General features: G+C 64.4%; 19 protein-coding genes. 5 read left to right on the forward strand and 14 right to left on the reverse strand.

Translation table 11 applies throughout. The features are described from left to right. Positions 1-107: 107 nt before the first annotated feature. From cmk to mtnA, 6 genes are all read right to left on the reverse strand, one after another. Positions 108-725: a (d)CMP kinase gene (gene cmk / locus KH389_RS19860; RefSeq protein ID WP_420831975.1), complete on the reverse strand. Its 618-nt coding sequence runs from the start codon at positions 723-725 to the stop codon at positions 108-110. Between the two features lie 65 nt (positions 726-790). Continuing rightward, positions 791-3,028, reverse strand: coding sequence for a bifunctional prephenate dehydrogenase/3-phosphoshikimate 1-carboxyvinyltransferase (locus tag KH389_RS19865; protein WP_043862678.1), 2,238 nt, complete (start codon positions 3,026-3,028; stop codon positions 791-793). Positions 3,029-3,068: 40 nt separating this feature from the next. Then, complete coding sequence (gene pheA, locus KH389_RS19870; RefSeq protein ID WP_043862677.1) at positions 3,069-4,163, reverse strand: prephenate dehydratase; 1,095 nt, start codon at positions 4,161-4,163, stop codon at positions 3,069-3,071. Then, the gene (serC, locus tag KH389_RS19875; protein ID WP_043862751.1) at positions 4,163-5,248 is read right to left on the reverse strand and encodes a 3-phosphoserine/phosphohydroxythreonine transaminase; all 1,086 of its coding nucleotides are present in this window, start codon (positions 5,246-5,248) and stop codon (positions 4,163-4,165) included. Before serC ends, pheA begins: the two co-directional genes overlap by 1 nt. Positions 5,249-5,347: 99 nt before the next feature. Continuing rightward, complete coding sequence (gyrA, locus tag KH389_RS19880; RefSeq protein WP_054915857.1) at positions 5,348-7,987, reverse strand: DNA gyrase subunit A; 2,640 nt, start codon at positions 7,985-7,987, stop codon at positions 5,348-5,350. 257 nt (positions 7,988-8,244) lie between these two features. Beyond that, entirely contained in the window at positions 8,245-9,321 is a 1,077-nt protein-coding gene (gene mtnA, locus KH389_RS19885) for an S-methyl-5-thioribose-1-phosphate isomerase (RefSeq protein WP_078479774.1), read from the reverse strand. A gap of 109 nt (positions 9,322-9,430) precedes the next feature. On the opposite strand from mtnA, the gene KH389_RS19890 reads away from it, so the two are divergent. The 4 genes from KH389_RS19890 (at position 9,431) to KH389_RS19905 (ending at position 13,050) form a co-directional block, all read left to right on the forward strand. Next, on the forward strand, positions 9,431-10,762 hold the full coding sequence (locus tag KH389_RS19890) for a TRZ/ATZ family hydrolase (RefSeq protein WP_078479775.1): 1,332 nt from the start codon (positions 9,431-9,433) through the stop codon (positions 10,760-10,762). Between the two features lie 61 nt (positions 10,763-10,823). Beyond that, complete coding sequence (gene ubiG, locus KH389_RS19895) at positions 10,824-11,522, forward strand: bifunctional 2-polyprenyl-6-hydroxyphenol methylase/3-demethylubiquinol 3-O-methyltransferase UbiG (RefSeq protein ID WP_043862673.1); 699 nt, start codon at positions 10,824-10,826, stop codon at positions 11,520-11,522. A gap of 2 nt (positions 11,523-11,524) precedes the next feature. Next, positions 11,525-12,196 carry an N-acetylmuramic acid 6-phosphate phosphatase MupP gene (gene mupP, locus KH389_RS19900; protein WP_043862672.1) on the forward strand — a complete coding sequence of 224 codons (672 nt, stop codon included), beginning with the start codon at positions 11,525-11,527 and terminating at the stop codon, positions 12,194-12,196. Positions 12,197-12,309: 113 nt separating this feature from the next. Beyond that, complete coding sequence (locus KH389_RS19905; RefSeq protein ID WP_054915860.1) at positions 12,310-13,050, forward strand: YciK family oxidoreductase; 741 nt, start codon at positions 12,310-12,312, stop codon at positions 13,048-13,050. A gap of 3 nt (positions 13,051-13,053) precedes the next feature. Here the strand turns inward: KH389_RS19905 and KH389_RS19910 are convergent, their stop codons facing one another. From KH389_RS19910 to KH389_RS19940, 7 genes are all read right to left on the reverse strand, one after another. Then, positions 13,054-13,857, reverse strand: coding sequence for an iron-containing redox enzyme family protein (locus tag KH389_RS19910; RefSeq protein ID WP_054915876.1), 804 nt, complete (start codon positions 13,855-13,857; stop codon positions 13,054-13,056). A gap of 38 nt (positions 13,858-13,895) precedes the next feature. Then, positions 13,896-16,355 (reverse strand): EAL domain-containing protein, encoded by a 2,460-nt coding sequence (locus KH389_RS19915; protein ID WP_043862670.1) that lies wholly within the window; start codon positions 16,353-16,355, stop codon positions 13,896-13,898. A gap of 122 nt (positions 16,356-16,477) precedes the next feature. Next, positions 16,478-18,310 (reverse strand): ABC transporter ATP-binding protein, encoded by a 1,833-nt coding sequence (locus KH389_RS19920; protein WP_043862669.1) that lies wholly within the window; start codon positions 18,308-18,310, stop codon positions 16,478-16,480. Next, positions 18,303-18,935: a DsbA family protein gene (locus KH389_RS19925; RefSeq protein WP_043862668.1), complete on the reverse strand. Its 633-nt coding sequence runs from the start codon at positions 18,933-18,935 to the stop codon at positions 18,303-18,305. Before KH389_RS19925 ends, KH389_RS19920 begins: the two co-directional genes overlap by 8 nt. Positions 18,936-18,938: 3 nt before the next feature. Further along, positions 18,939-19,874, reverse strand: coding sequence for an oxygen-dependent tRNA uridine(34) hydroxylase TrhO (trhO, locus tag KH389_RS19930; RefSeq protein WP_043862667.1), 936 nt, complete (start codon positions 19,872-19,874; stop codon positions 18,939-18,941). 109 nt (positions 19,875-19,983) lie between these two features. Beyond that, positions 19,984-20,283 (reverse strand): BolA family protein, encoded by a 300-nt coding sequence (locus tag KH389_RS19935; RefSeq protein WP_213606102.1) that lies wholly within the window; start codon positions 20,281-20,283, stop codon positions 19,984-19,986. 12 nt (positions 20,284-20,295) lie between these two features. Then, a complete protein-coding gene (locus KH389_RS19940; RefSeq protein ID WP_043862665.1) occupies positions 20,296-20,823 on the reverse strand; it encodes a DUF2059 domain-containing protein in 528 nt (175 codons plus the stop codon). A 154-nt stretch (positions 20,824-20,977) separates the two neighbouring features. On the opposite strand from KH389_RS19940, the gene KH389_RS19945 reads away from it, so the two are divergent. Beyond that, entirely contained in the window at positions 20,978-22,372 is a 1,395-nt protein-coding gene (locus KH389_RS19945; RefSeq protein WP_043862664.1) for a class II fumarate hydratase, read from the forward strand. Positions 22,373-22,470: 98 nt separating this feature from the next. Here KH389_RS19945 and pap read toward each other — a convergent pair whose 3' ends face one another. Beyond that, positions 22,471-23,961, reverse strand: coding sequence for a polyphosphate:AMP phosphotransferase (gene pap / locus KH389_RS19950; protein ID WP_088514041.1), 1,491 nt, complete (start codon positions 23,959-23,961; stop codon positions 22,471-22,473). Positions 23,962-24,006 lie beyond the last annotated feature (45 nt).

Below are 24,006 nucleotides of genomic sequence, written 5' to 3' on the forward strand. Positions count from 1 at the left end.
AGGGCGAGACATACGCCCATCAGCCACATTCCAGACAATGTGGGTTTCGTTCATATAAAGGGAAGGCCTGCAGGACGTTGACTGGTGCCCCTGCATGCCGCCCTGTATCAGGCGATATCGCGAAGTGCGATCTCGCTTCTGATGCGTTGCAACACCTGTTCGATGGACAATTCCGTGGAATCCAGCTGGATTGCATCGGCCGCCGGCTTGAGCGGGGCCACTGCGCGCTGGGTGTCGCGCTCATCACGCGCACGTATCTCATCTAGCAGACTCGACAGACTAACATCATCGCCCTTGCCCTTCAACTGCAAGTAACGACGACGCGCCCGCTCCTCGGCGCTGGCCGTGAGGAAAATCTTCAAGGGCGCGCCTGGAAACACCACCGTCCCCATGTCGCGCCCATCGGCGATCAGGCCGGGCGACTCCTGAAACGCCCGCTGGCGCTGCAGCAGCGCATCACGCACCGCCGGCAGCGAAGCCACCATCGATGCGCCAGCGCCCACGGTTTCGGTACGGATCACATTGCTCACATCATCCCCCTCGAGGATGATCTGCTGCAACTTGCCCGGCTCGGCGGCGATGAACTGCACGTCCAGATGGGCGGCCAGCTTGACCAGCAGTTCTTCATTGGTCAGGTCGACACCGTGGTTGCCGGCGGCGAATGCCAGGAGGCGGTACAGAGCACCGGAATCCAGCAGCTTCCAGCCCAGCTCGCGGGCCAGCATGCCGGCAACGGTACCCTTGCCAGAACCGCTAGGCCCGTCGATGGTGATGACCGGTGCCAGCGCGTTCACGACTTGCCCTCTTCAGCTACGCGGATGCCGACTTCGGCACACAGCGCGAGGAAGTTGGGGAACGAGGTGGCAACGTTGGCACAGTCATGGATGCGAATCGGCGCGCAAGCGCGCAGCGAGGCGACACTGAAGGCCATGGAGATACGGTGGTCGCCATGCCCATGCACTTCGCCACCACCGATGCTGCCGCCGTCGATGATGATGCCGTCCGGGGTAGGTTCGCACTTCACGCCCAGCGCCAGCAGGCCGTCGGCCATGACCTGGATGCGATCCGACTCCTTCACCCGCAGCTCTTCGGCGCCGCGCAGCACGGTACGCCCTTCGGCACAGGCCGCAGCCACGAACAGCACCGGGAACTCGTCGATCGCCAGGGGCACCAGGTGCTCCGGAATCTCGATACCCTTGAGCCTGGCGCCGCGCACTCGCAGGTCGGCTACCGGCTCGCCGCCGACTTCACGCTGGTTTTCCAGGGTGATATCGCCGCCCATCAGTTGCAGAATGTCGATGACACCGGTGCGGGTCGGGTTGATGCCGACGTGCTCCAGTACCAGCTCCGAACCCTCGGCAATCGAGGCCGCGACCAGGAAGAAGGCCGCCGAGGAGATATCGGCCGGCACCTCGATGTGGGTGGCGGTCAGCTTGCCACCGGACTCCAGCGAGGCGGTAGGGCCATCGACGCTCACGCTGTAGCCAAAACCGCGCAGCATGCGCTCGGTATGGTCACGGGTAGGCGCAGGCTCGGTGACGGTAGTCTTGCCCTGGGCATACAGGCCGGCCAGCAACAGGCAGGATTTGACCTGGGCACTGGCCATCGGCAGTTTGTAATCCAGCGCCTTGAGCGTATGGCCACCGCGGATGGTCATCGGCGGGCGGCCCTCGGCGGCGGTCTCGATGACCGCACCCATTTCGCGCAGCGGGTTGGCCACACGGTTCATCGGGCGCTTGGACAGCGAAGCATCGCCGGTCAGCACGGTGTCGAACGGCTGCGCGGCCAGCAGGCCGGACAGCAGGCGCATCGAGGTACCCGAGTTGCCCAGGTAGATCGGGCCAGGCGGCGGCTTGAGGCCATTGAGCCCCACCCCGTGAATGGTCACGCGACCATGGTGCGGGCCTTCGATGACCACGCCCATGTCGCGGAACGCCTGCAGGGTCGCCAGCGCATCCTCACCCTCGAGGAAGCCTTCCACCTCGGTGGTGCCTTCGGCCAGGGAGCCGAGCATGATCGAGCGGTGAGAAATCGATTTGTCGCCTGGTACGCGAATACGGCCGGACAGGCGGCCACCAGGTTGTGCCAGGAAAATCAGGTCGTTGGAGTTCATAGCGTCCACATAGGCCCGACGGGCCAGGATTTTACTGAAATGCTCGCGGGCAACCCGGGCGCGGGTGAAAACGCCCAGCAGCTGGTGCCCATCCCCTGCATCGACCGCGTCGCGCAAGGCGTCGAGGTCGCTGCGAAATGTATCCAGTGTGCGCAGGACAGCCTCGCGATTGGCGAGGAAGATGTCATGCCACATGACCGGGTCGCTTCCGGCGATTCTTGTGAAATCGCGGAACCCACCGGCAGCGTAACGGAAGATATCGAGGTTTTCATTGCGCTTGGCCAGCGAATCGACCAGGCCGAAAGCCAGCAGATGCGGCAGATGACTGGTTGCCGCCAGCACTTCGTCGTGGCGCTCCACCTGCATGTGCTCGACATCGGCATCCAGTGCACGCCATAGGCGATCGACCAGCGCCAGGGCGGCCGGATCGGTTTCTGCCAACGGCGTGAGAATCACCTTGTGGCGACGGAACAGGGCGGCATTGGAGGCCTCCACCCCACTCTGCTCGGAGCCCGCGATCGGATGGCCAGGTACGAAACGCGGCAGTTTCTCGGCAAAGGCTTCGCGCGCAGCACGCACCACGTTGCCCTTGGCGCTGCCCACATCAGTCAGCACCGCTGCACCCAGGTCAAGCTGCGCCAGGCGCGCCAGGAGCTTTTCCATGGCCAGGATCGGCACCGCCAGCTGGATCACGTCAGCCCCGACACAGGCCGCAGCCAGGTCCTCTTCACAACGGTCGACCACACCCAGCTCGACCGCCAGCTTGCGCGACTGCGGGTCCAGGTCGACACCGACCACCTCGCGGCACAGGCCACTTTCACGCAGGCCCTTGGCGAACGAGCCGCCAATCAGGCCCAGGCCCACCACCACCAGCCGGCCAATGACGGGCCCGCCTTGCTTTACGACTTCAACCACGGAGCAGGACCCTGTTCAGAACATCACGCATTGGCATACCTCAGAGCACCGCCTTCGGATACGAGCCCAGTACCTTCAGGGCCACCGCCTCCTGGCTGATCTGCTCCAGCACCGCCTTGATCAACGGGTCACGATGGTGGCCGACGAAGTCGATGAAGAACACGTAGGTCCACTTGCCGCTGCGCGACGGACGGGTCTCGATGCGGGTCAGGTCGATGCCGTTCTCATGGAACGGTACCAGCAGTTCGTGCAACGCACCCGGCTTGTTGCTCATCGAAACGATGATCGAGGTCTTGTCATCACCGGTCGGTGGCACTTCCTGGTTGCCGATCATCAGGAAGCGCGTGGCATTGTCCGGACGGTCTTCGATTTTCTCCGCCAGGCGTGTCAGACCGTACAGGCCAGCCGCCATGTCACCGGCGATCGCCGCCGAATTCCACTCGCCCTTGACCCGCTTGGCAGCTTCGGCATTGCTCGATACCGCCACCCGCTCGACGTTCGGATAATGAGCATCCAGCCACTTGCGGCATTGGGCCAGCGACTGGGCGTGGGAGTAGATACGGCTAATGCTGTCGGTCTTGGTATTCTCGCCCACCAGCAGGTGGTGGTGAATGCGCAGCTCGACTTCGCCGCAGATCACCATGTCGTGCTCGAGGAAGCTGTCCAGGGTGTGGTTGACCGCACCTTCGGTGGAGTTTTCCACAGGCACCACGCCGAAATTGACCGCGCCGGCGACCACTTCGCGGAATACCTCGTCGATGGCCGCCATCGGCTTGCTGATCACGGCATGGCCGAAGTGCTTCATGGCTGCGGCCTGGGTAAAGGTACCCTCAGGCCCCAGGTAGGCGACCTTGAGCGGCTGCTCCAGCGCCAGGCACGACGACATGATTTCACGGAACAGCCGGGCCATTTCCTCGTTGCCCAGCGGGCCCTTGTTGCGCTCCATCACGCGCTTGAGCACCTGCGCCTCGCGCTCGGGCCGGTAGAACACCGGCACCTCGCCTTCTGCCAGGGTCGCAGTCTTAACCCGGGCGACTTCCTGGGCGCAGCGCGCACGGTCGCTGATCAACTCGAGGATCTTCTCGTCGAGGCTGTCGATGCGCACGCGCAGGGCCTTGAGTTCCTGTTCGGACATCAGGCGTGTTCCTTCTCGAATTCACCCATGTAGGCCACCAGTGCCTCCACGGCATCCAGGCCCAGGGCGTTGTAGATCGAGGCACGCATGCCGCCCACCGAACGGTGACCCTTGAGGTTGAGCAGGCCACGCTCGTCGGCGCCCGCCAGGAACGCCTTGTCCAGGCGCTCGTCGGCCAGGCGGAACGGCACGTTCATCCAGGAACGGGCATTGCTGCTGATCGGGTTGGTATAGAAGTCGCTCTTGTCGATGAAGCCGTACAGGCGGTCCTTCTTGGCGCGGTTGCGCTGCTCCATGGCAGCGACACCGCCCTGCTCCTTGAGCCACTCGAACACCAGGCCCGAGAGGTACCAGGAATAGGTTGCCGGGGTGTTGTACATCGAGCCGTTGTCGGCCGCGACCTTGTAGTCGAGCATGGTCGGGCAGCTGCTGCGGGCACGGCCCAGCAGGTCTTCACGCACGATCACCACCACCAGGCCGCTGGGGCCGATGTTCTTCTGCGCACCGGCGTAGATCAGACCGAACTGCGACACGTCGACCGGACGCGAGAGGATGTCCGAGGACATGTCCACCACCAGCGGCACGTCACCGGTCTGCGGCACCCAGTCGAACTCCAGACCACCGATGGTCTCGTTCGAGGCGTAATGCAGGTAGGCGGCGTCCTTGGTCAGGTTCCACTCGTTCTGACCCGGGATGGCCAGGTAATCGTAAGGCTTGGCGCTGGCGGCGACATTGATGTTGCCATAGCGACGCGCTTCCTCGATCGCCTTTTTCGACCAGATGCCGGTCTCGATGTAGTCGGCCGTACCGCCCTCGGGCAGCAGGTTCAACGGGATCTCGGCAAACTGCTGGCTGGCGCCGCCCTGCAGGAACAGCACCTTGTAGTTGGAGGGGATGGACATCAGGTCGCGCAGGTCCTGCTCGGCCTTCTCGGCAATGGCCACGTAGTCGTCGCTACGGTGGCTCATCTCCATGACCGACAGGCCTTTGCCGCGCCAGTTCAGCATTTCTGCCTGGGCACGCTGCAGCACAGCTTCAGGAAGCGCAGCAGGGCCTGCGCAGAAGTTAAAGGCTCGTTTGCTCACATCCACTCTCGCTCTGCTCTTGATGTCTGTGGGAGCAGACACCGCAGTGGCGGGCCTGCCCGCCCCCACAGCCGCTCCCATAGGTTGCGCTACTACAATTTATTCCTGCGGCGTCTCTTCGTCAGCTGCAGCGTCCAGTGGCGACCCTTCGCCGGCGTCCACGTCAGCCTCGGCATCCGCCACGAAGTCTTCGTCGTCTTCCTCGTCGGACGGCTCCTGCACTCGCTCCAGACCCACCAGGGTCTCGTCGCTGGCCAGCTTGATGAGCGTCACGCCCTGGGTATTGCGGCCCAGGCTGGAGACTTCGCCGACACGGGTACGCACCAGGGTGCCCTGGTCGGAAATCAGCATGATCTCCTCGCCTTCCTGCACCTGTACCGCACCGACCAGACGGCCGTTGCGATCGTTGCTGACCATGGCGATGACGCCCTGGCCACCACGCTTGTACTCGGGGAACTCGGCGATGGCGGTACGCTTGCCGAAACCACGCTCGGAAGCTGTGAGGATCTGGCTGCCTTCTTCGGGGATGATCATCGAAATCAGCTTCTGCCCCTCGGCCAGGCGCATGCCGCGCACACCGCGGGCGGTACGCCCCATGGCACGCACGTCGGACTCCTTGAAGCGGGTGACCTTGCCGGCATCGGAGAACAGCATGACCTCGCGCTCACCATCGGTGATGGAGGCGGAAATCAGGATGTCGCCTTCGTCCAGCTCCAGCGCGATCAGGCCGACACTGCGCTGACGACTGAACTGCTCCAGCGGGGTCTTCTTCACGGTGCCGTTGGCGGTGGCCATGAAGATGAAGTGGCCTTCGGTGTATTCCTCCACCGGCAGCATGGTGGTGATGACCTCGCCCTCGCCCAGCGGCAGCAGGTTCACCAGCGGACGGCCACGTGCGGCACGCGACGCCTCGGGGATTTCGTAGGTCTTGAGCCAGTACACCTTGCCCTTGCTGGAGAACAGCAGCAGCGTGGTGTGGCTGTTGGCGACCAGCAGGTGCGAGATGTAGTCCTCGTCCTTGACGCCGGTGGCCGACTTGCCCTTGCCGCCACGGCGCTGGGCCTGGTAGGCCGCCAGCGGCTGGGTCTTGGCGTAGCCGCCGTGGGAGATAGTCACCACGCGGTCTTCTTCCGGGATCATGTCACCCAGGGTCAGGTCCAGGCGTGCATCGAGAATCTCGGTGCGGCGCACGTCGCCATATTCGGCGCGGATCAGCTCCAGCTCTTCGCGGATCACTTCCATCAAGCGCTCGGCGTTGTTCAGGATGCGAATCAGCTCGCCGATCTGCTTGAGAATCTCCTGGTACTCGGCCAGCAGCTTCTCGTGCTCCAGGCCGGTCAGGCGGTGCAGGCGCAGGTCCAGGATGGCCTGGGCCTGTTCGGGCGAAAGGTAGTACTTGCCATCACGCAGACCGTACTGCTCGTCGAGGGTTTCCGGGCGGCAGGAATCGGCGCCGGCGCGCTCGACCATCACCTGCACGGCGCTGGACTCCCACGGCGTGCCGATCAGCGCTTCCTTGGCCTCGGACGGCGTCGGCGAAGCCTTGATCAGGGCGATGACCGGGTCGATGTTGGACAGTGCGACCGCCTGGCCCTCGAGGATATGACCGCGTTCACGGGCCTTGCGCAGCTCGAACACGGTACGGCGGGTGACCACCTCACGGCGGTGACGCACGAACGCCTCGAGCAGGTCCTTGAGGTTCAGCACCCGCGGACGGCCGTCGATCAGCGCCACGATGTTGATGCCGAACACGGCCTGCAGCTGGGTCTGGGCGTAGAGGTTGTTGAGGATCACCTCCGGCACTTCGCCACGGCGCAGCTCGATGACGATGCGCATGCCGTCCTTGTCGGACTCGTCGCGCAGCTCGGTGATGCCCTCGAGTTTCTTTTCCTTGACCAGCTCGGCGATCTTCTCGATCAGCCGCGCCTTGTTCAGCTGGTACGGCAGCTCGGTGATCACGATCTGCTGGCGGCCACCGACCTTGTCGATGTCCTCGACCGTCGAGCGGGCACGCATGTAGATGCGCCCGCGACCGGTACGGTAGGCCTCGATGATGCCCTGGCGACCGTTGATGATCGCGGCAGTCGGGAAGTCCGGCCCCGGGATGAACTGCATCAGCTCATCGACCGTGATGTCGGCGTTGTCGATCAGCGCCAGGCAACCGTCGATGACTTCACCGAGGTTGTGCGGCGGAATGTTGGTCGCCATGCCCACGGCGATACCGCTGGAGCCGTTGACCAGCAGGTTCGGGATCTTGGTCGGCATGACCGCCGGAATCTGCTCGGTGCCGTCGTAGTTGGGCACCCAGTCGACGGTTTCCTTGTGCAGGTCTGCCAGCAGCTCGTGCGCCAGCTTGGTCATGCGCACTTCGGTGTATCGCATGGCCGCGGCATTGTCGCCGTCCACCGAACCGAAGTTGCCCTGGCCGTCCACCAGCAGGTAGCGCAGCGAGAACGGCTGGGCCATACGGACGATGGTGTCGTAGACCGCGGTATCACCGTGGGGGTGATACTTACCGATCACGTCACCGACCACACGGGCGGATTTCTTGTACGGTTTGTTCCAGTCGTTACCCAGTTCACTCATCGCAAACAGAACGCGGCGATGCACGGGCTTCAAGCCATCACGCGCATCGGGCAGTGCACGCCCGACAATGACGCTCATCGCGTAGTCGAGGTAGGACTGTCTCAGTTCGTCTTCGATATTGACCGGTAGGATTTCTTTGGCCAGTTCGCCCATGAGAAGCCTGATTCCTTTTTCTGGTGAAACCTCGTCACATCCATATGGGACGAACGAAGCTCGCCGCTGCAAGCAGATGACCGGCAGCGACTTACGACAAATCAACGAGTTATGCCATGGATCTGCGCAGTAAAGACCGCCTCGGGAGGCGGTCTTGGAAACCGTCGGATGTTACCACAGTCCCGATAGGCTTGGGAGTATGGCAAACCGCCGCCCGATCTGAGGCCGGCTTGCCGGCAAAGGGCGCGGCGCGGACTTCAATGCAACCGCTTGCGGCACATCAACTGCGCCATCTTGGCCGCGTCCGGACGCTCGACAATGCCCTTTTCGGTCACGATCACGTCGATCAGGTCTGCCGGCGTCACATCGAACACCGGATTGAAGGCCTCTACCCCGGCCCCGACCCGTTCGCCGCCCACCTCCAGCAGCTCGCTGACATCCCGCTCCTCGAGCATCACCTCCTCGCCACTGGCCAGGTTGAGGTCGATGCTCGAACTGGGCGCCACCACCATGAAGCGAACCCCATGGTGCATGGCATTGACCGCCAGCTGGTAGGTGCCGATCTTGCTGACCACGTCGCCATTGGCAGTGATGCGGTCGGCGCCGACGATCACCCAGGTGATGCCCTTGGTCTTCATCAGGTGCGCGGCGGCGGAATCGACGCCGATGGTCACCGGCACCCCTTCACCGGCAAGCTCCCAGGCGGTCAGCCGCGACCCTTGCAGCCAGGGCCGGGTCTCGGCCACGTACACCCGCTCCACCATGCCTTCCAGGTACGCGGCGCGAATCACCCCCAGCGCAGTGCCGAACCCGCCCGTGGCCAGCGCGCCGGCATTGCAGTGGGTGAGGATGGCCTGCTCGCTGCCCTGATGCCTGCGAATCAGCTCGGCGCCCAGCTGGGCCATGGTCAGGTTGGCTTCACGGTCGCTCTCGTGAATGGCCTCGGCTTCGGCCAGCATGATCGCCAGCACGTCATCCCCGGCCTTGATCCGCAACAGCCGCTCGCGCATGCGGTTCAGTGCCCAGAACAGGTTGACGGCGGTGGGACGGGCTTCGCCCAGCAGCTCGAAGTCCTCTTCCAGAGCCATTTCCCAGTCATCGCCATCCGCCAGGCGCTGACGCAGCGCCAGCACCAGGCCATAGGCCGCACTGATGCCGATGGCCGGGGCGCCGCGCACCACCATGGTGCGGATGGCCTCGGCCACCCCGACGGCATCGGTATACGCCAGCCAGCGCTGCTCGAACGGCAGCGCACGCTGGTCGAGCAGATACAGGGCACCATCCCGCCAATCGATGGCCGTCACCTTCTCCGCAGCCAACAGTCGATCGCGCATGCCTCACCCCGTCATTCGGACATCAAAAGCGCACGATTATAACGAGCCCCAGCCGCGGACGCTCGGGTATACTTCGCCCCCACCTTCCGCGATACCGGGATTTTCGCACATGCCCAAGCCTGCCCCTCCCCTCGACCTGTTGCTCCTGCCCTCGTGGCTGGTGCCCGTCGAACCGGCCGGGGTTGTTCTCAAGGGCCACGGCATCGGTATCCGCGACGGCCTGATCGCCTTCATCGGCCCGCGCGAAGACGCCCTGCGCCTGCAGGCCACCGAGGTGCGCGAGCTGCCCGGCTGCCTGCTCGCCCCCGGCCTGATCAACGCCCACGGCCACGCCGCGATGACGCTGTTTCGCGGCCTGGCCGACGACTTGCCGCTGATGACCTGGCTGCAGGAGCACATCTGGCCCGCCGAAGCCCGCTGGGTCGATGAAGCCTTCGTGCGTGACGGCACCAACCTGGCCATTGCCGAACAGCTCAAGGGTGGCATCACCTGCTTCTCGGACATGTACTTCTTCCCCAAGATCGCCAGCGAATGCGTGCACGACAGCGGCATGCGCGCGCAGATCGCAGTGCCGTTGCTGGACTTCCCGATTCCCGGCGCCCGCACCTTCGACGAAGGCCTGCACCTGGGCGTGGAGCTGTTCGGCGACCTGCGCCACCATCCGCGCATTACCGTGGCCCTGGGCCCGCACGCACCGTACACGGTCAGCGACGCCAACCTGGAAAAGGTCCGGGTGATCGCCGAAGAGCTGGACGCGCCGGTGCACATGCACCTGCACGAGACCGCCTTCGAGGTGCAGCAGTCCATCGACCAGTGCGGCGAGCGGCCATTGGCGCGCCTGGCACGCATCGGCCTGCTGGGCCCGCGCCTGCAGGCCGTGCACATGACCCAGGTCAGCGACGACGACCTGGCCCTGCTGGTAGAAAGCAACACCAGCGTGGTGCACTGCCCTGAATCCAACCTCAAGCTGGCCAGCGGCTTCTGCCCGGTGGAACGCCTGTGGCAGGCTGGCGTCAACGTAGCCATAGGCACCGATGGCGCCGCCAGCAACAACGACCTCGACCTGCTGGGCGAAACCCGTACCGCGGCCCTGCTGGCCAAGGCCGTGTCAGGTTCGGCCAGCGCCCTGGATGCCCATCGCGCCTTGCGCATGGCAACCCTCAACGGCGCCCGCGCGCTGGGCCTGGAGGCCGTAACCGGCTCACTGGAGCTGGGCAAGGCTGCCGACCTGGTGGCATTCGACCTGTCGGGCCTGGCCCAGCAGCCGATCTACGACCCGGTCTCGCAACTGGTGTATGCCAGCGGGCGGGACTGCGCAAGACATGTCTGGGTGGCCGGCCGGCAACTGCTCGATGAGCGCCGCCTCACCCGGCTCGACGAACAGGCCCTGCATGCCAGCGCCTGCGACTGGGGCCAGCGCATCGGCGGCCTGTACGAATAACCCGTCGGCAGCCACGGCTGCCGACCTGTAGCGAATTATCAAAGTTTCTGAGGACCGTTCCATGAGCAACGTCGACCACGCCGAAATCGCCAAATTCGAAGCCCTGGCCCACCGCTGGTGGGACCGCGAGAGCGAATTCAAGCCACTGCACGACATCAATCCGCTGCGGGTCAACTGGGTCGACGAGCGGGTCAAGCTGGCCGGCAAGAAAGTGCTCGACGTCGGTTGTGGCGGCGGCATTCTCAGCGAGGCCATGGCCCTACGGGGTGCCACCGTCACCGGCATCGACATGGGTGAAGCGCCGCTGGCCGTCGCCCGCCTGCACCAGCTGGAGTCCGGCGTCGAGGTGGAGTACCGGCAGATCACCGCCGAAGCCCTGGCCGAGGAAATGCCCGAGCAGTTCGACGTGGTCACCTGCCTGGAGATGCTCGAGCACGTACCCGACCCCTCCTCGGTGATCCGCGCCTGCTACCGCATGGTCAAGCCCGGTGGCCAGGTATTCTTCTCCACCATCAACCGCAACCCCAAGGCCTACCTGTTCGCCATCATCGGTGCGGAATACATCATGAAGCTGCTGCCGCGCGGCACCCATGACTTCAAGAAATTCATCCGACCGTCCGAACTGGGCGCCTGGAGCCGCGAAGCGGGCCTGAGCGTCAAGGACATCATCGGCCTGACCTACAACCCGCTGACCAAGCACTACAAACTGGCCAGCGACGTCGACGTCAACTACATGATCCAGACCCTGCGCGAGGAATGAGCATGCGTTTGCGAGCAGTACTTTTCGACATGGACGGCACCCTGCTCGACACGGCGCCGGATTTCATCGCCATCTGCCAGGCCATGCTGGCCGACCGCAGCCTGCCGGCAATCGACGATGAACGGATTCGCGAGGTGATTTCCGGTGGCGCCCGAGCCATGGTCGCCGCCGCGTTCGCGATGAGCCCCGAAGCCCCCGAGTTCGAGGCGCTGCGCCTGGAATTCCTCGAGCGCTACCAGAAGGATTGCGCGGTGCACAGCAAGCTGTTCGACGGCATGGCCGAGCTGCTGGCCGACATCGAAAAAGGCAACCTGCTGTGGGGCGTGGTCACCAACAAGCCGGTACGCTTCGCCGAGCCGATCATGCAGCAGCTGGGCCTGGCCGAGCGATCTTCTTTGCTGATCTGTCCGGATCACGTGAAGAACAGCAAGCCCGACCCCGAGCCGCTGATCCTGGCCTGCAAGACCCTGAACCTGGACCCGGCCAGCGTGCTGTTCGTGGGTGACGACCTGCGCGACATCGAGTCGGGCCGCGACGCCGGCACCCGCACCGCAGCGGTGCGCTACGGCTATATTCATCCAGAGGACAACCCCAACAACTGGGGCGCGGACGTGGTGGTCGATCATCCGCTGGACCTGCGCAAGGTGCTCGACAGCGCCCTGTGCGGCTGCTGATCGCCGACACCCGCCAAAAGCTTCGCCGGCACGGCCGGCTCCTGCAACACCGGATCGATTTGTAGGAGCCGGCCGTGCCGGCGAATGCCTCACCACGATCTCGAGGGAATCCCATGTTCGACTACACCGCCCGCCCCGGCCTGCTCAACGGCCGGGTCATCCTGGTCACCGGCGCCGGTCGCGGCATCGGCGCCGCTGCTGCCAAGGCCTACGCTGCCCATGGCGCCACGGTACTGCTGCTGGGCAAGACCGAAGCCAACCTCAACGAGGTGCACGACCAGATCACCGCAGCCGGCCATCCGGCACCGGTGGTCGTGCCCTTCAACCTCGAAACCGCCCTGCCCCATCAGTACGATGAGCTGGCAGTGATGGTGGAAAACGAATTCGGTCGTCTCGACGGGCTGCTGCACAACGCCTCCATCATCGGCCCGCGTACCCCGCTGGAGCAGTTGTCGGGCGAGAACTTCATGCGCGTCATGCACATCAACGTCAACGCCATGTTCATGCTCACCAGCACCCTGCTGCCGCTGCTCAAGCTGTCGGAGGATGCCTCGGTGGTGTTCACCTCCAGCAGCGTCGGGCGCAAGGGCCGGGCCTACTGGGGTGCCTATGGCGTATCGAAATTCGCCACCGAAGGCCTGATGCAGACCCTCGCCGACGAGCTGGAGAACGTTGCCCCCGTGCGCGCCAACAGCGTCAACCCGGGCGCCACACGCACCAGCATGCGCGCCCAGGCCTACCCTGCCGAGGCACCGGAGAACAACCCGCTGCCCGAGCAGATCATGCCGGTCTACCTCTACCTGATGGGCCCGGACAGCAAGGGCATCAACGGCCAGGCGCTCAACGCACAGTAGCCCTCAGGCGCCGACCAGGGCCGAGCGCGACCGGGCAGTGGAGCCCGGCTCGGCCTGTGGGGACTGCTCCAGCTGCAGGCAGCGCTCCAGAAACAGGTACATGTAGTCGTAGCTCTTGCAGATCGCACGACGCAGCTGGGTCTGCAGCGCCTGTGGTGGGTTGTTGCCCGCCAGCGTGCAGATGATCTCCAACGCCTCCCAAGGGTGCTCGTCGTCATACTGCGCGTGCATCCTCAGCCATTTCATGGCGCGTTTGCGCCCGCTTTCGGGAAAGCCGTTGGCGTAGGTATCCGTCGAACACACCAGCGCCGACCATTCCCCCACCGCGCCTTCGATCGCATAGTTGGTCGCGGCCATGGCCACGATCAGCGAATCGGCCGCACAGGTATGCCAGCACCAGTCACTCAGCGCCTGCAACTCGGTCGGCACGTTCTGCTCGTTCAGATCGTCCAGGCTGACCCCGTGCGCCTGGGCCCAGTGCACCCAGTAGTCGGCATGGTTGAGCTCGACACGGATATTGCGCATCAGCCAGCGACGCGCCATGTCTTCCCCCGGGTGGCGGGCAAAACTGGTCTTGGCCAGGTTCTGCGCCATGTACACCGAAAACTGTTCGACTACCGGCCAGCCGCCGATCAGATACTGGCGCAGGGTGCGCTGGCTTAGCTTGCCGTCGCGCAGGCGGTGATAGATTTCATGCTCTACCACCCGCTGCTTGCTCGCACTGCAATCCTCGATCAGTTTCTGAGCCCAGAGTGGGTAACTTTGCGCGTCCATCAATGGACCCACTCGCTCAAATGCATCAATCACTGTCATATCCCTACATCCTTGTGATTTGAAGTGAACGCTCAGCGAAACGTCCCCGGCGTCCTGAACAGCAAGGGTCGCGAACGGATACGCCGGCGTTGCAAGCTTTCACAGGTGAACACCTGCGGCCGCTCGATCAGGTAGCCCTGGGCGTAATCGACACCAATTTCATGCAGCGCCTGCTCGATCAGGGGCGTCTCGACAAACTCGGCAATGGTGCGCTTGCCCATGACGTGGCCAATATGGTTGATCACTTCGACCATAGCCCGGTTAATCGGATCGTCAAGCATGTCCTTGACGAAACTCCCGTCGATTTTCAGGAAGTCCACGGGCAGGTGTTTGAGGTAGGCAAACGACGACATCCCGGCGCAGAAGTCGTCCAGCGAAAAGTGGCAACCCAGCCCTTTCAATTCGTTGATGAAACGGATGGCGCTGCCCAGGTTGGCAATCGCACTGGTTTCGGTGATCTCGAAACAGATCATTTCAGGCGGTATGGCGTACTCGACGAACTGGCGCTGCAGATAATCCAGAAACTTGTCATCGCCGATGCTGCTGCCCGACAGGTTGATGGCGCACATTGCCAATGGCCCCTTTCGCCCCTCGTCCAGCGCCTGGCGAATCACCTTGAACACTCTGTTCACCACCCAGCGATCCAGGGCCGTCATGAGCCCATAGCGTTCGGCGGCCGGGATGAAGCTGTCGGGCAGGATGATGCGCCCGCTCTCATCATGCAGGCGCAGCAGTATTTCCAGATGACCGGCATCCGACTCACCGGCCGCCAGTGGTGCGATTTCCTGGGCATACAGGCAGAAGCGGTCTTCCTCCAGGGCGATGTGCAGGCGCTGGATCCAGGCCATCTCGCCAAAGCGCATGGACAGCTCGGTGTCGTCGGGGTGGTACACCTGCACCCGGTTGCGCCCCTTCTCCTTGGCCATGTAGCACGCCATGTCGGCCGCACGCAGCGAGGCCTCCAGCGTATGGGGTGCCAGTTGCAGGTGGACCAGCCCCACGCTCACGGTGGTCATGAACGGGCGCCCCTTCCACACGAAGTGCAGGCTCTGCACGGTCTGGCGCAGATTCTCGGCAATGCGCTCGGCCTGCTCGGGCAGGCAGTTCTCCAGCAGGATACCGAACTCGTCGCCGCCCAGGCGCGCCAGGGTATCGCCCTCGCGAACGCCCGCCTGCAGCACCGCGCAAATGTGACGCAGCAATTCGTCGCCCGCCGCATGGCCACAGGTGTCGTTGACCAGCTTGAACTGATCCAGGTCCAGAAACAGCAGGGTGTGGCGCGCCGCCTGGCGGCCCAGGTCGCCCAGCGCCAGCTCCAGCCGGTATTCGAATTCGCGCCGGTTGGCCAGCCCGGTGAGGGCATCATGGGTGGCCTGCCACGACAGGTTGGCGATGTACTGGCGCTCCTGGGTCATGTCGTGCAGCACCAGCACGATGCCGCTGACCTGACCGTCACTGATGATCGGCGAGCCCACCAGGGCCACCGACACCGTGCTGCCGTCCAGCCGCTGGATCAGCTTGGCGTGCTCGCTGCCGCCCTTGAGGGTACCGCTCAGAATGCGCTCGGTAAGGGACAGGCTGTCTTTTTCGGCGTTGTCGTCCAGCAGGCTGAACAGCGCCGCCAGCGGCAGGCCCTGGGCCTGTCCGGCGCTCCAGTGGGTCAACTGCTCGGCGGCAGGGTTCATGTAGGCGATACAACCCTCGACATCGGTGGTGATCACCCCATCGCCAATCGACTGCAAGGTGATCTGCGCCCGATCCTTCTCCACCTGCAGGGCACTGGCAAAGGCCTGGCGCTGCGCCAGCAGCTTGTGCGTGCGCAGGCAGGCCAGCGCAATCAGAAACAGTGCCGTGGCCAGGTTGACCACCAGCAGCAGGCGCAACAGCATGCGCGATCCTTCGCCCAGGGCATCGCTGAACGCCATGGCGGCGGGGGTTACCGCCTCGTTGATCGCGGCGATCTCACCCTTCCAGGCTGCAACCCGCTGCGCAGTGACATTCCCGGTGACGATACCCTGGTGGATCCGGTTGGCCAGCGCATCCAGCTGCTGCAGGTAGTCGTCCCCCACCGACCAGCGTTCGATGGCGCGTTCCATGTAGCTGACATGACGGAAATTCAGGTAGAGCCAGATGACGCTGTCGATGTCATCCGGGTGGTTGCCGCCCCTGAGGATGCCCTGGCGCGCAGCGGCCAGGTCCAGGGGCTTGGCGTCCAGCGCGGTGCGCAGCTGGTGCCCACCCTGGGGGATGGCGATGGCCTGCCGGTACTTCTGGTAGGCCGCCTCGTCGCGGCTGTCGGTATACAGGCTCAGGAAGTAGATGGCGTCCTTCTGCCCCTTGGACCACAGGCTCTCGCCCGCCACATAACCGCGCACGGCCGACAAGGCATAGAGGCTGATGCCCCCCAGCAAGGCCTGGAACAGTACGACCGCCACAAAAGGCCAGATGATGCCCAACAACCTGGGCGCTTCGAGAGTCCGTTTCTGCTTCATGAGGTCCCTTGCAGCAATGCGCAGCCCGATGAGTCTCATCCTGCACAGACACAGCCTAGGCCATTTGCCACCTGCCATCAGGCCCTTTTTCACCTGTACAACAGTTGTACAGTAGAAGGCCCTCAGCTCTGTTGCAAATGCCCATAGAGCTTGGCGTACAACCCGCCCTCGGCGATCAGCTGCTGGTGACCGCCATCCTCGGCGACATGCCCGCCGTCGAACACCAGCACGCGGTCGGCCTGCTTCACTGCCGACAGGCGGTGAGCGATGATCAGGGTGGTACGGGCGCTGAGGAAGCGGCTCAGCGCCTGGTGCAGGTTGTACTCGGTGGCCGCGTCCAGTGCCGAGGTGGCCTCATCGAGAATGACGACCTTGGGCTCGGCCAGCACCATGCGCGCTATCGCCAGACGCTGGCGCTGCCCGCCGGACAGACGCACGCCCGAACGTCCCACCACACTGTCCAGGCCCTGCGGCAGCGCGGCGATGGTGGCGTCGAGCTGGGCAATGCGCAGCGCCTGCCAGCAGGCCTCATCGGTACTCTCGCGGCCCATGGTCAGGTTGGCGCGCACGGTGTCGTTGAACAGCGACGGGTGCTGCAACACCACCGCCACATGCTCGCGCAGGGTTTCCAGGCCGATCTCCTGCAAGGTCGAACCGCCGAAGCGGATGCTGCCGGCCTGGGCGCTGTACAGGCCCAGCAACAGCTGCACCAGGGTGCTCTTGCCGCCGCCGCTGGCGCCGACGATGGCCACCTTCTCGCCGGGTGCGATGGACAGGTTCAACTGGTCCAGCACCGGCTCCTCGCCATAGCCGAAACGCAGCCCGCGCACCTCGATGCCCACGGTGGTCTGCCCCGCGAAAGGGTCGATGCCGCCGGGATACTGCGGCTCGTCGCTGCGCGCCAGCAGCTCGTTGATCCGGCTCAGCGCACCACCTGCCGCGTAGTAGGCGTACTGCAGGTTGAGCAACTGCTCCACCGGGCCGATCATGAACCACAGGTAGCTGAACACCGCCAGCATCTGGCCGATGCTGAGGTCGGAAAACAGCACCGTGAGCATGGCCGCTGCGCGAAAGATGTCGATGCCGAACTGGAACAGCAAGCCACTGGCGCGGCTGCTGGCATCGCTCTTCCATTGCGAGGACACCGCATAGTTGCGCACCTCCTGGGCACGCATGCCCAGGCGCCCGAGAAAGTAGCCCTGGCGGTTGCCGGCACGGATTTCCTGGATCGCATCCAGGGTTTCGGTCAGTGCCTGGGTGAAGCGCGAGGTGCTGTCGTTCTCGAGTTTCTTCAGGTGCTTGACCCGCTTGCCCAACTGCACCGTGGCAAAGATCACCAGCGGGTTGAACAGCAGGATCAACAGCGCCAGCTGCCAGTGCATCCACAACAGGATCGCCGAGGTGCCGGCCAGCGTGAGCATGGCCACCAGAAAGCGGCTGAGGGTTTCACCGACGAACTTGTCCACGGTGTCCAGATCGGTGACCAGGTGCGTGGTCACCGTACCGCTGCCCAGGCTCTCGTACTCGCTCAGCGAGATGCGCTTGAGCCGCTCGATCAGGCGGATGCGCAGCCGGTAGACGATGTCCTTGGCCAGCCCGGCGAACAGCTTGGCCTGCACCACGTTGAAAGCCAGTGCCGCACAGCGCAGCGTCAGGGTGAAGACCAGCATCAGGCCGATGTAGCCGGCCGCCACCTGCCAGCTGGCGGGCAGCAGGTTGTTCATCCACTTGAGCGCCGCATCGCCGTGCCCCAGCAGCACTTCGTCGACCAGCAACGGCAGCAGCAGCGGAATCGGCACACTGCACAGGGCCGCCAGCACGGCCACGCCGTTGGCAGTCCACAGGGCTTTCTTGTGGTGTTGCGCCAGGCGCCGGATCTCGGCCCAGCTCAAGCGATCGACAGGTGCCGGCGTCGGCCCGGGCACCGGGTCGGGGGAGCCAGGCAGGTCAAGCATTGACCGCATGCTCCAGCCAGCGCCCCAGCAGCGGCTGCAGCGCCCCCAGGGCCTGGTAGCCGTTGGTCAGCAGGGCCAGTTGGCCATTGCGCTCGGCGAGCAGGGTCGGGAAGCCCGCGATGCCCAGGTCCTGCACCCAGGTGAAGTCGGCGGCGGTGGCGCTGCGGGTGTCGCCGCTGCTGAAGGCCTCGGCGAAGGCGGCGCGGTCGAAACCGGCCTGCTCGGCCAGCTCCACCAGCTTGACCGGCAGGGTCACGTCTTCGCTGCGCTGGTAGAACGCCTGCTGGATCATCCCCAGCAGCGTCCAGGCCCGCTGCGGGTCGAGGCTGCGTGCAGCCACCAGCGCGCGGCAGGCAGGTTCGGTGTCGTAGACAAAGCCTTCGGGCATCGCGCCCTCGAGCTGGAACGGCTGGCCGGTGGCCTGGTTGACCGCCTGCCAGTGTTCAAGAATGTAGCGCCGGGTGGAGGCATCCAGCGCACTGCTGCCCGAGCGCAGGCCGCCGGGCACCAGGTGGGTGTCCACGCCGGCCTCGCGCGCCTGCCGTATCAGGGCCTCGGCCACGGGTGCGAAACCCCAGCACCAGGAGCACATCGGGTCCATTACATACAGCAGGCGAGCGGTCATCCATCACACCTCGGCTTTGCGATAGTTGTGGCCGATCGGGTGCGGCATGTTGCGGGCCTTGGCCAACTCGATCTGCTTCTGCCGATCGATGGCGCTGCGCCGGGTCTTCTCGCTCAGGCTGTCCCAGCAATGCGGGCAGCTGATGCCTGGCGAATAATGCTCGGAGGCCCGTTCTTCCACGCTGATCGGGGTACGACAGGCGTGGCACTGGTCGTAGTCGCCTTCGCTGAGGTCGTGACGCACGGTCACGCGGTTGTCGAAGACAAAGCAGTCGCCCTGCCAGCGCGTTTCTTCCTGGGGAACCTCCTCGAGGTACTTCAGGATGCCACCCTTAAGATGATAGACCGCTTCGAAACCCTCGCCGAGCATATAGCTGGAGGCTTTTTCGCAGCGGATGCCACCGGTGCAGAACATCGCCACCTTCTTGTGCCGGGCAGGGTCGAAGTTGGCCTTGATGTACTCGGGAAACTCGCGAAAGGTGGTGGTCTTGGGGTCGATGGCGCCCTCGAAGGTACCAATCGCCACTTCATAGTCGTTGCGGGTGTCGATCAGCAGCACTTCGGGGTCGCTGATCAGCGCGTTCCAGTCCTTGGGCTCGACATAGGTACCGACCGTCCGGTTCGGGTCCACGCCCGGCACGCCGAGGGTCACGATCTCTTTCTTGAGCTTGACCTTGGTGCGGTAGAACGGCTGTTCGTCGCAGTACGATTCCTTGTGATCGATGTCCACCAGGCGTGCATCGCTGCGCAGCCAGGCCAGCAGGCCATCGATGCCTTCGCGGGTACCCGACACGGTGCCGTTGATACCCTCTTCGGCCAGCAGCAGGGTGCCCTTGACCCCGTTGCGCTCCATGGTCTCGAGCAGCGGCTCGCGCAGCTCGACGTAATCTTTCAGGGTGACGAACTTGTACAGCGCCGCCACGACGATAGCTTGGGTCATGCCTTGATTCTCCAGGTGGTCACCCTCGCAAAGGGCGGACCGGGTCGACAATAAAAAACGCGCCGACAGGCGGCGCGTTGCGGATTCTAGCAAAAACCTGAAAGGGATTTCAGTGTTTGCTGCCTCCGGCGCAGGTGGGCGAAGCCGGCGCGCTGCCGACTTTCTGCCATTCCTGCGGGGTGTAGGTGTGCAACGCCAGGGCATGGAACTGCCCCATCAGGTTACCCAGGGTGGCGTAGACCTTCTGGTGGCGCTTGACGCTGTTCAAGCCATCGAACTGTTCGCTGACCAGCACGGCCTTGTAGTGGGTCTGCTGGCCCCGGCTGTGCATGTGGCTCTCGTCCAGCACCTCGAGGTGCTGCGGGGCGAGCGCCGCCAGGCTCTGTTCGATCTTCTGCTGCATCGACATGCTGGGCTCCGCTTAAGGTTTCTTGGCCGGTGCGGCCGCCTTGCCGGCGGACGGGTCCAGCTCGTTGGTCATGTCGGCCAGCAGCTTGTTGACCACCGGCACGGCGCTTTCAAGCTTCTGCTGGGTCAGCTGGGCCGACTGCTGGGTAACGGCAGGCATCTTTTCCAGGACTTTCTTGCCCAGTGGCGACTGGTAGAAGGCGACCAGGTCCTTGAGCTCGGATTCGCTGAAGGTGCTGGTGTACAGCTTGATCATGTCCGGCTTGAGCTTGTTCCAGCCGATGGCCTGGTCCAGGGCGGCGTTGGCCTTGGCCTGGTAGGTTTCAAGCACGGCCTTTTTGGACGCCGGCGCCTTGGTCTGCTCGAAGCGCTGGGCAAACATCTGCTGCACCTGCATGTAGACCGGGGTACCCAGTTTGTCGGCGTGCGCCATCACCAGGAATTTTTCAGCGCTGGCGTTGTGGCTGGCGGTATCGGCGAGTGCCTGGCCGCTGGCGCAGACCAGCGCGACAGCCGTGCAGAGGGCGCGAAGACGGGTCATCGAAATTCCTTAAAATAAAAAGAGGGCGTACCCAGAGTAGAGCATTCTGCGCCGACTGGGGCAGCCTGCTCAAGAGGGACGACAGGCAATGGAACCGCCATGCCGAATCAGGGCCTAAACTGCGCAAACAAGCCATTGAAGGAGTGCGTACCGCATGAGCCGTATCGAAACTGACAGCCTGGGCCCGGTTGAAGTTCCTGACGAGGCCTACTGGGGTGCCCAGACCCAGCGCTCGCTGATCAACTTTGCCATCGGCAAGGAACGCATGCCGCTGGCGGTACTGCACGCGCTGGTGCTGATCAAGAAAGCCGCAGCGCGGGTCAATGACCGCAACGGCGACCTGCCGGCCGACATCGCCCGCCTGATCGAACAGGCCGCCGACGAGGTGCTGGCCGGCGAGCATGACGACCAGTTCCCGCTGGTGGTGTGGCAGACCGGCAGCGGCACCCAGAGCAACATGAACGCCAACGAAGTGTTGGCCGGGCGCGCCAACGAGCTGGCTGGCAAGGGCCGCGGCGGCAAGGTGCCGGTGCACCCCAACGACCACGTCAACCGCTCGCAGAGCTCCAACGACTGCTTCCCGACCGCCATGCACATTGCCGCCGCACAGGCGGTCAACCAGCAACTGCTGCCGGCCATCGCCGAGCTGTCGGGCGGGTTGGCCGAACTGGCCGCACGCCACATGCAACTGGTCAAGACCGGGCGAACCCACATGATGGACGCCACCCCGATCACCTTCGGCCAGGAGGTCTCGGCCTACGTGGCCCAGCTGGACTACGCCCAGCGCGCCATCCGCGCGGCGCTGCCGGCGGTGTGCGAACTGGCCCAGGGCGGTACCGCCGTGGGTACCGGGCTGAACGCGCCGCACGGGTTTGCCGAGGCGATCGCCGCCGAGCTTGCCGCCTTGTCGGGGCTGCCGTTCGTCACCGCGCCCAACAAGTTTGCAGCACTGGCCGGGCACGAGCCGCTGATCACCCTGGCCGGTGCGCTGAAAACCCTGGCCGTGGCCCTGATGAAGCTGGCCAACGACCTGCGCCTGCTCGGCTCCGGGCCGCGCGCGGGGCTGGCCGAGGTGCGCCTGCCGGCCAACGAGCCGGGCAGCTCGATCATGCCCGGCAAGGTCAACCCGACCCAGTGCGAGGCACTGTCGATGCTGGCCTGCCAGGTGCTGGGCAACGACACCACCATCGGCTTTGCCGCCAGCCAGGGCCACCTGCAGCTCAACGTGTTCAAGCCGGTGATCATCCACAACCTGCTGCAGTCGATCGAACTGCTGGCCGATGGCTGCCGCAACTTCCAGCAGCACTGCGTGGCGGGCATCGAGCCAGACCCGCAGCAGATGGCCGAGCACCTGGAGCGCGGGCTGATGCTGGTGACGGCACTCAACCCGCATATCGGTTACGACAAGTCGGCGCAGATCGCCAAGAAGGCCTACGCCGAAGGCACCACCCTGCGCGAGGCGGCGCTGGAACTGGGGTATCTGACCGATGCGCAGTTCGATGAATGGGTAAGGCCGGAGCAGATGCTCGAGGCCGGCGGCAAAGGCTGAAAAAAGATCTGCTACGCAGCCCGTCGCGGGTCAAGCCGCTCCCACAAGGCTGATGGAGTTCCTGTGGGAGCGGGCTTGCCCCGCGATGCGGCCAATGATCACTTCTTGTCTTTCTTGAACGCCGCCTCCAGCGCCTCGTTGATGGTGCGCAGCACCTTCACTCGCGCCCAACGCTTGTCATTGGCCTCCACCAGCGTCCAGGGCGCCACTTCGGTGCTGGTGCGGTCGACCATGTCGCCCACCGCCTCGGAGTACGCGTCCCACTTGTCGCGGTTGCGCCAGTCTTCCTCGGTGATCTTGAAGCGTTTGAACGGTATCTGCTCGCGCTCTTGAAAACGCTCCAGCTGGGTCTGCTCGTCGATCGACAGCCAGAACTTGACCACCACCACGCCAGCGTCGTGCAGTTGCTCCTCGAAATCGTTGATCTCGCCATAGGCGCGCATCCAGTCGGCCTGGCTGCAAAAGCCCTCGATACGCTCCACCAGCACCCGCCCGTACCACGAGCGGTCGAACACCGTGAACTTGCCGCGCGCCGGAATGTGCCGCCAGAACCGCCACAGGTAGGGCTGCGCCCGCTCCTCCTCGGTAGGGGCGGCAATCGGCACGATGCGGTACTGACGCGGGTCCAGCGCGGCGGCCACGCGCCGAATGGCACCGCCCTTGCCCGCCGCGTCGTTGCCCTCGAACACCGCCACCAGCGCGTGGCGACGCATGCGCTTGTCACGCAGCAGGCCCGCCAGACGGGCCTGCTCGACAATCAGTTGCTCCTGGTAGTCGTTCTTGTCCAGACGCAGGGTCATGTCCAGGCTGCCCAGCAGGCTGCGTCCGTCGATGGATTCGCCCAGCGGCGCGATGTTGGTCTGGCGCCCCAGGGCCTTGGCCTTCAAGGCGTTCTGCAGGCCCTCGAGCAGGATCTTGCCCACTGCCAGGCTACGGTAGTTCGGGTCCACGCCCTCGATGATGTGCCAGGGCGCATAGTCACGGCTGGTGCGGCGCAGCACCCGTTCGCCGAAGCGCACGAACCGGTCATAGGTCTGCGATTGCTGCCAGTCCAGCGGGCTGATCTTCCAGCTGTGCAGCGGGTCATCCTTGAGCGACTTGAGCCGCGCCTTCATCTGCTTCTTGGACAGGTGAAACCAGAACTTGAAGATCAGCGCGCCTTCGTCGCACAGCATCTTTTCCAGCCGTTCGGCACCGTTGATGGCCTGGTCGAGCACCGCGTCCTTGAACTGACCATGCACCCGCCCCTGCAGCATCTGGCTGTACCAGTTGCCGAAGAAGACGCCCATGCGCCCCTTGCTCGGCAAGGCCCGCCAGTAGCGCCAGGCCGGCGGCCGGGCCAGCTCCTCGTCGGTCTGCTGGTCGAAGGTGCGCACCTCGATCAGGCGCGGGTCCATCCACTCGTTGAGCAGCTTGACGGTTTCGCCCTTGCCGGCCCCCTCGATGCCATTGATCAGCACGATGACCGGAAAGCGAGACTGCTGCTTGAGCTCGAACTGGGCTTCGAGCAAGGCTTCGCGCAACGCCGGCACTTCGGCGTCATAGGTTTCTTTGTCGATGGCGTGACCAATTTCGGCGGATTCGAACATACCAGGCTCCCTTCTTGGATAAGCAAGACTAGCGGATCACGCAGC

Source organism: Pseudomonas qingdaonensis, assembly GCF_018398475.1.
GTDB classification, from domain to species: domain Bacteria; phylum Pseudomonadota; class Gammaproteobacteria; order Pseudomonadales; family Pseudomonadaceae; genus Aquipseudomonas; species Aquipseudomonas palmensis.

What these genes read in the sequence shown, in the direction of transcription:
- cmk (WP_420831975.1), bottom strand. Translation starts at nt 725, where the DNA reads ATGCTGGCCCGCGAGCTGGGCTGGAAGCTGCTGGATTCCGGTGCTCTG.
- pheA (WP_043862677.1), bottom strand. Translation starts at nt 4,163, where the DNA reads ATGTCCGAACAGGAACTCAAGGCCCTGCGCGTGCGCATCGACAGCCTC.
- gyrA (WP_054915857.1), bottom strand. Translation starts at nt 7,987, where the DNA reads ATGGGCGAACTGGCCAAAGAAATCCTACCGGTCAATATCGAAGACGAA.
- mtnA (WP_078479774.1), bottom strand. Translation starts at nt 9,321, where the DNA reads ATGCGCGATCGACTGTTGGCTGCGGAGAAGGTGACGGCCATCGATTGG.
- KH389_RS19890 (WP_078479775.1), top strand. Translation starts at nt 9,431, where the DNA reads ATGCCCAAGCCTGCCCCTCCCCTCGACCTGTTGCTCCTGCCCTCGTGG.
- ubiG (WP_043862673.1), top strand. Translation starts at nt 10,824, where the DNA reads ATGAGCAACGTCGACCACGCCGAAATCGCCAAATTCGAAGCCCTGGCC.
- mupP (WP_043862672.1), top strand. Translation starts at nt 11,525, where the DNA reads ATGCGTTTGCGAGCAGTACTTTTCGACATGGACGGCACCCTGCTCGAC.
- KH389_RS19905 (WP_054915860.1), top strand. Translation starts at nt 12,310, where the DNA reads ATGTTCGACTACACCGCCCGCCCCGGCCTGCTCAACGGCCGGGTCATC.
- KH389_RS19915 (WP_043862670.1), bottom strand. Translation starts at nt 16,355, where the DNA reads ATGAAGCAGAAACGGACTCTCGAAGCGCCCAGGTTGTTGGGCATCATC.
- KH389_RS19920 (WP_043862669.1), bottom strand. Translation starts at nt 18,310, where the DNA reads ATGCTTGACCTGCCTGGCTCCCCCGACCCGGTGCCCGGGCCGACGCCG.
- KH389_RS19925 (WP_043862668.1), bottom strand. Translation starts at nt 18,935, where the DNA reads ATGACCGCTCGCCTGCTGTATGTAATGGACCCGATGTGCTCCTGGTGC.
- trhO (WP_043862667.1), bottom strand. Translation starts at nt 19,874, where the DNA reads ATGACCCAAGCTATCGTCGTGGCGGCGCTGTACAAGTTCGTCACCCTG.
- KH389_RS19935 (WP_213606102.1), bottom strand. Translation starts at nt 20,283, where the DNA reads ATGTCGATGCAGCAGAAGATCGAACAGAGCCTGGCGGCGCTCGCCCCG.
- KH389_RS19940 (WP_043862665.1), bottom strand. Translation starts at nt 20,823, where the DNA reads ATGACCCGTCTTCGCGCCCTCTGCACGGCTGTCGCGCTGGTCTGCGCC.
- KH389_RS19945 (WP_043862664.1), top strand. Translation starts at nt 20,978, where the DNA reads ATGAGCCGTATCGAAACTGACAGCCTGGGCCCGGTTGAAGTTCCTGAC.
- pap (WP_088514041.1), bottom strand. Translation starts at nt 23,961, where the DNA reads ATGTTCGAATCCGCCGAAATTGGTCACGCCATCGACAAAGAAACCTAT.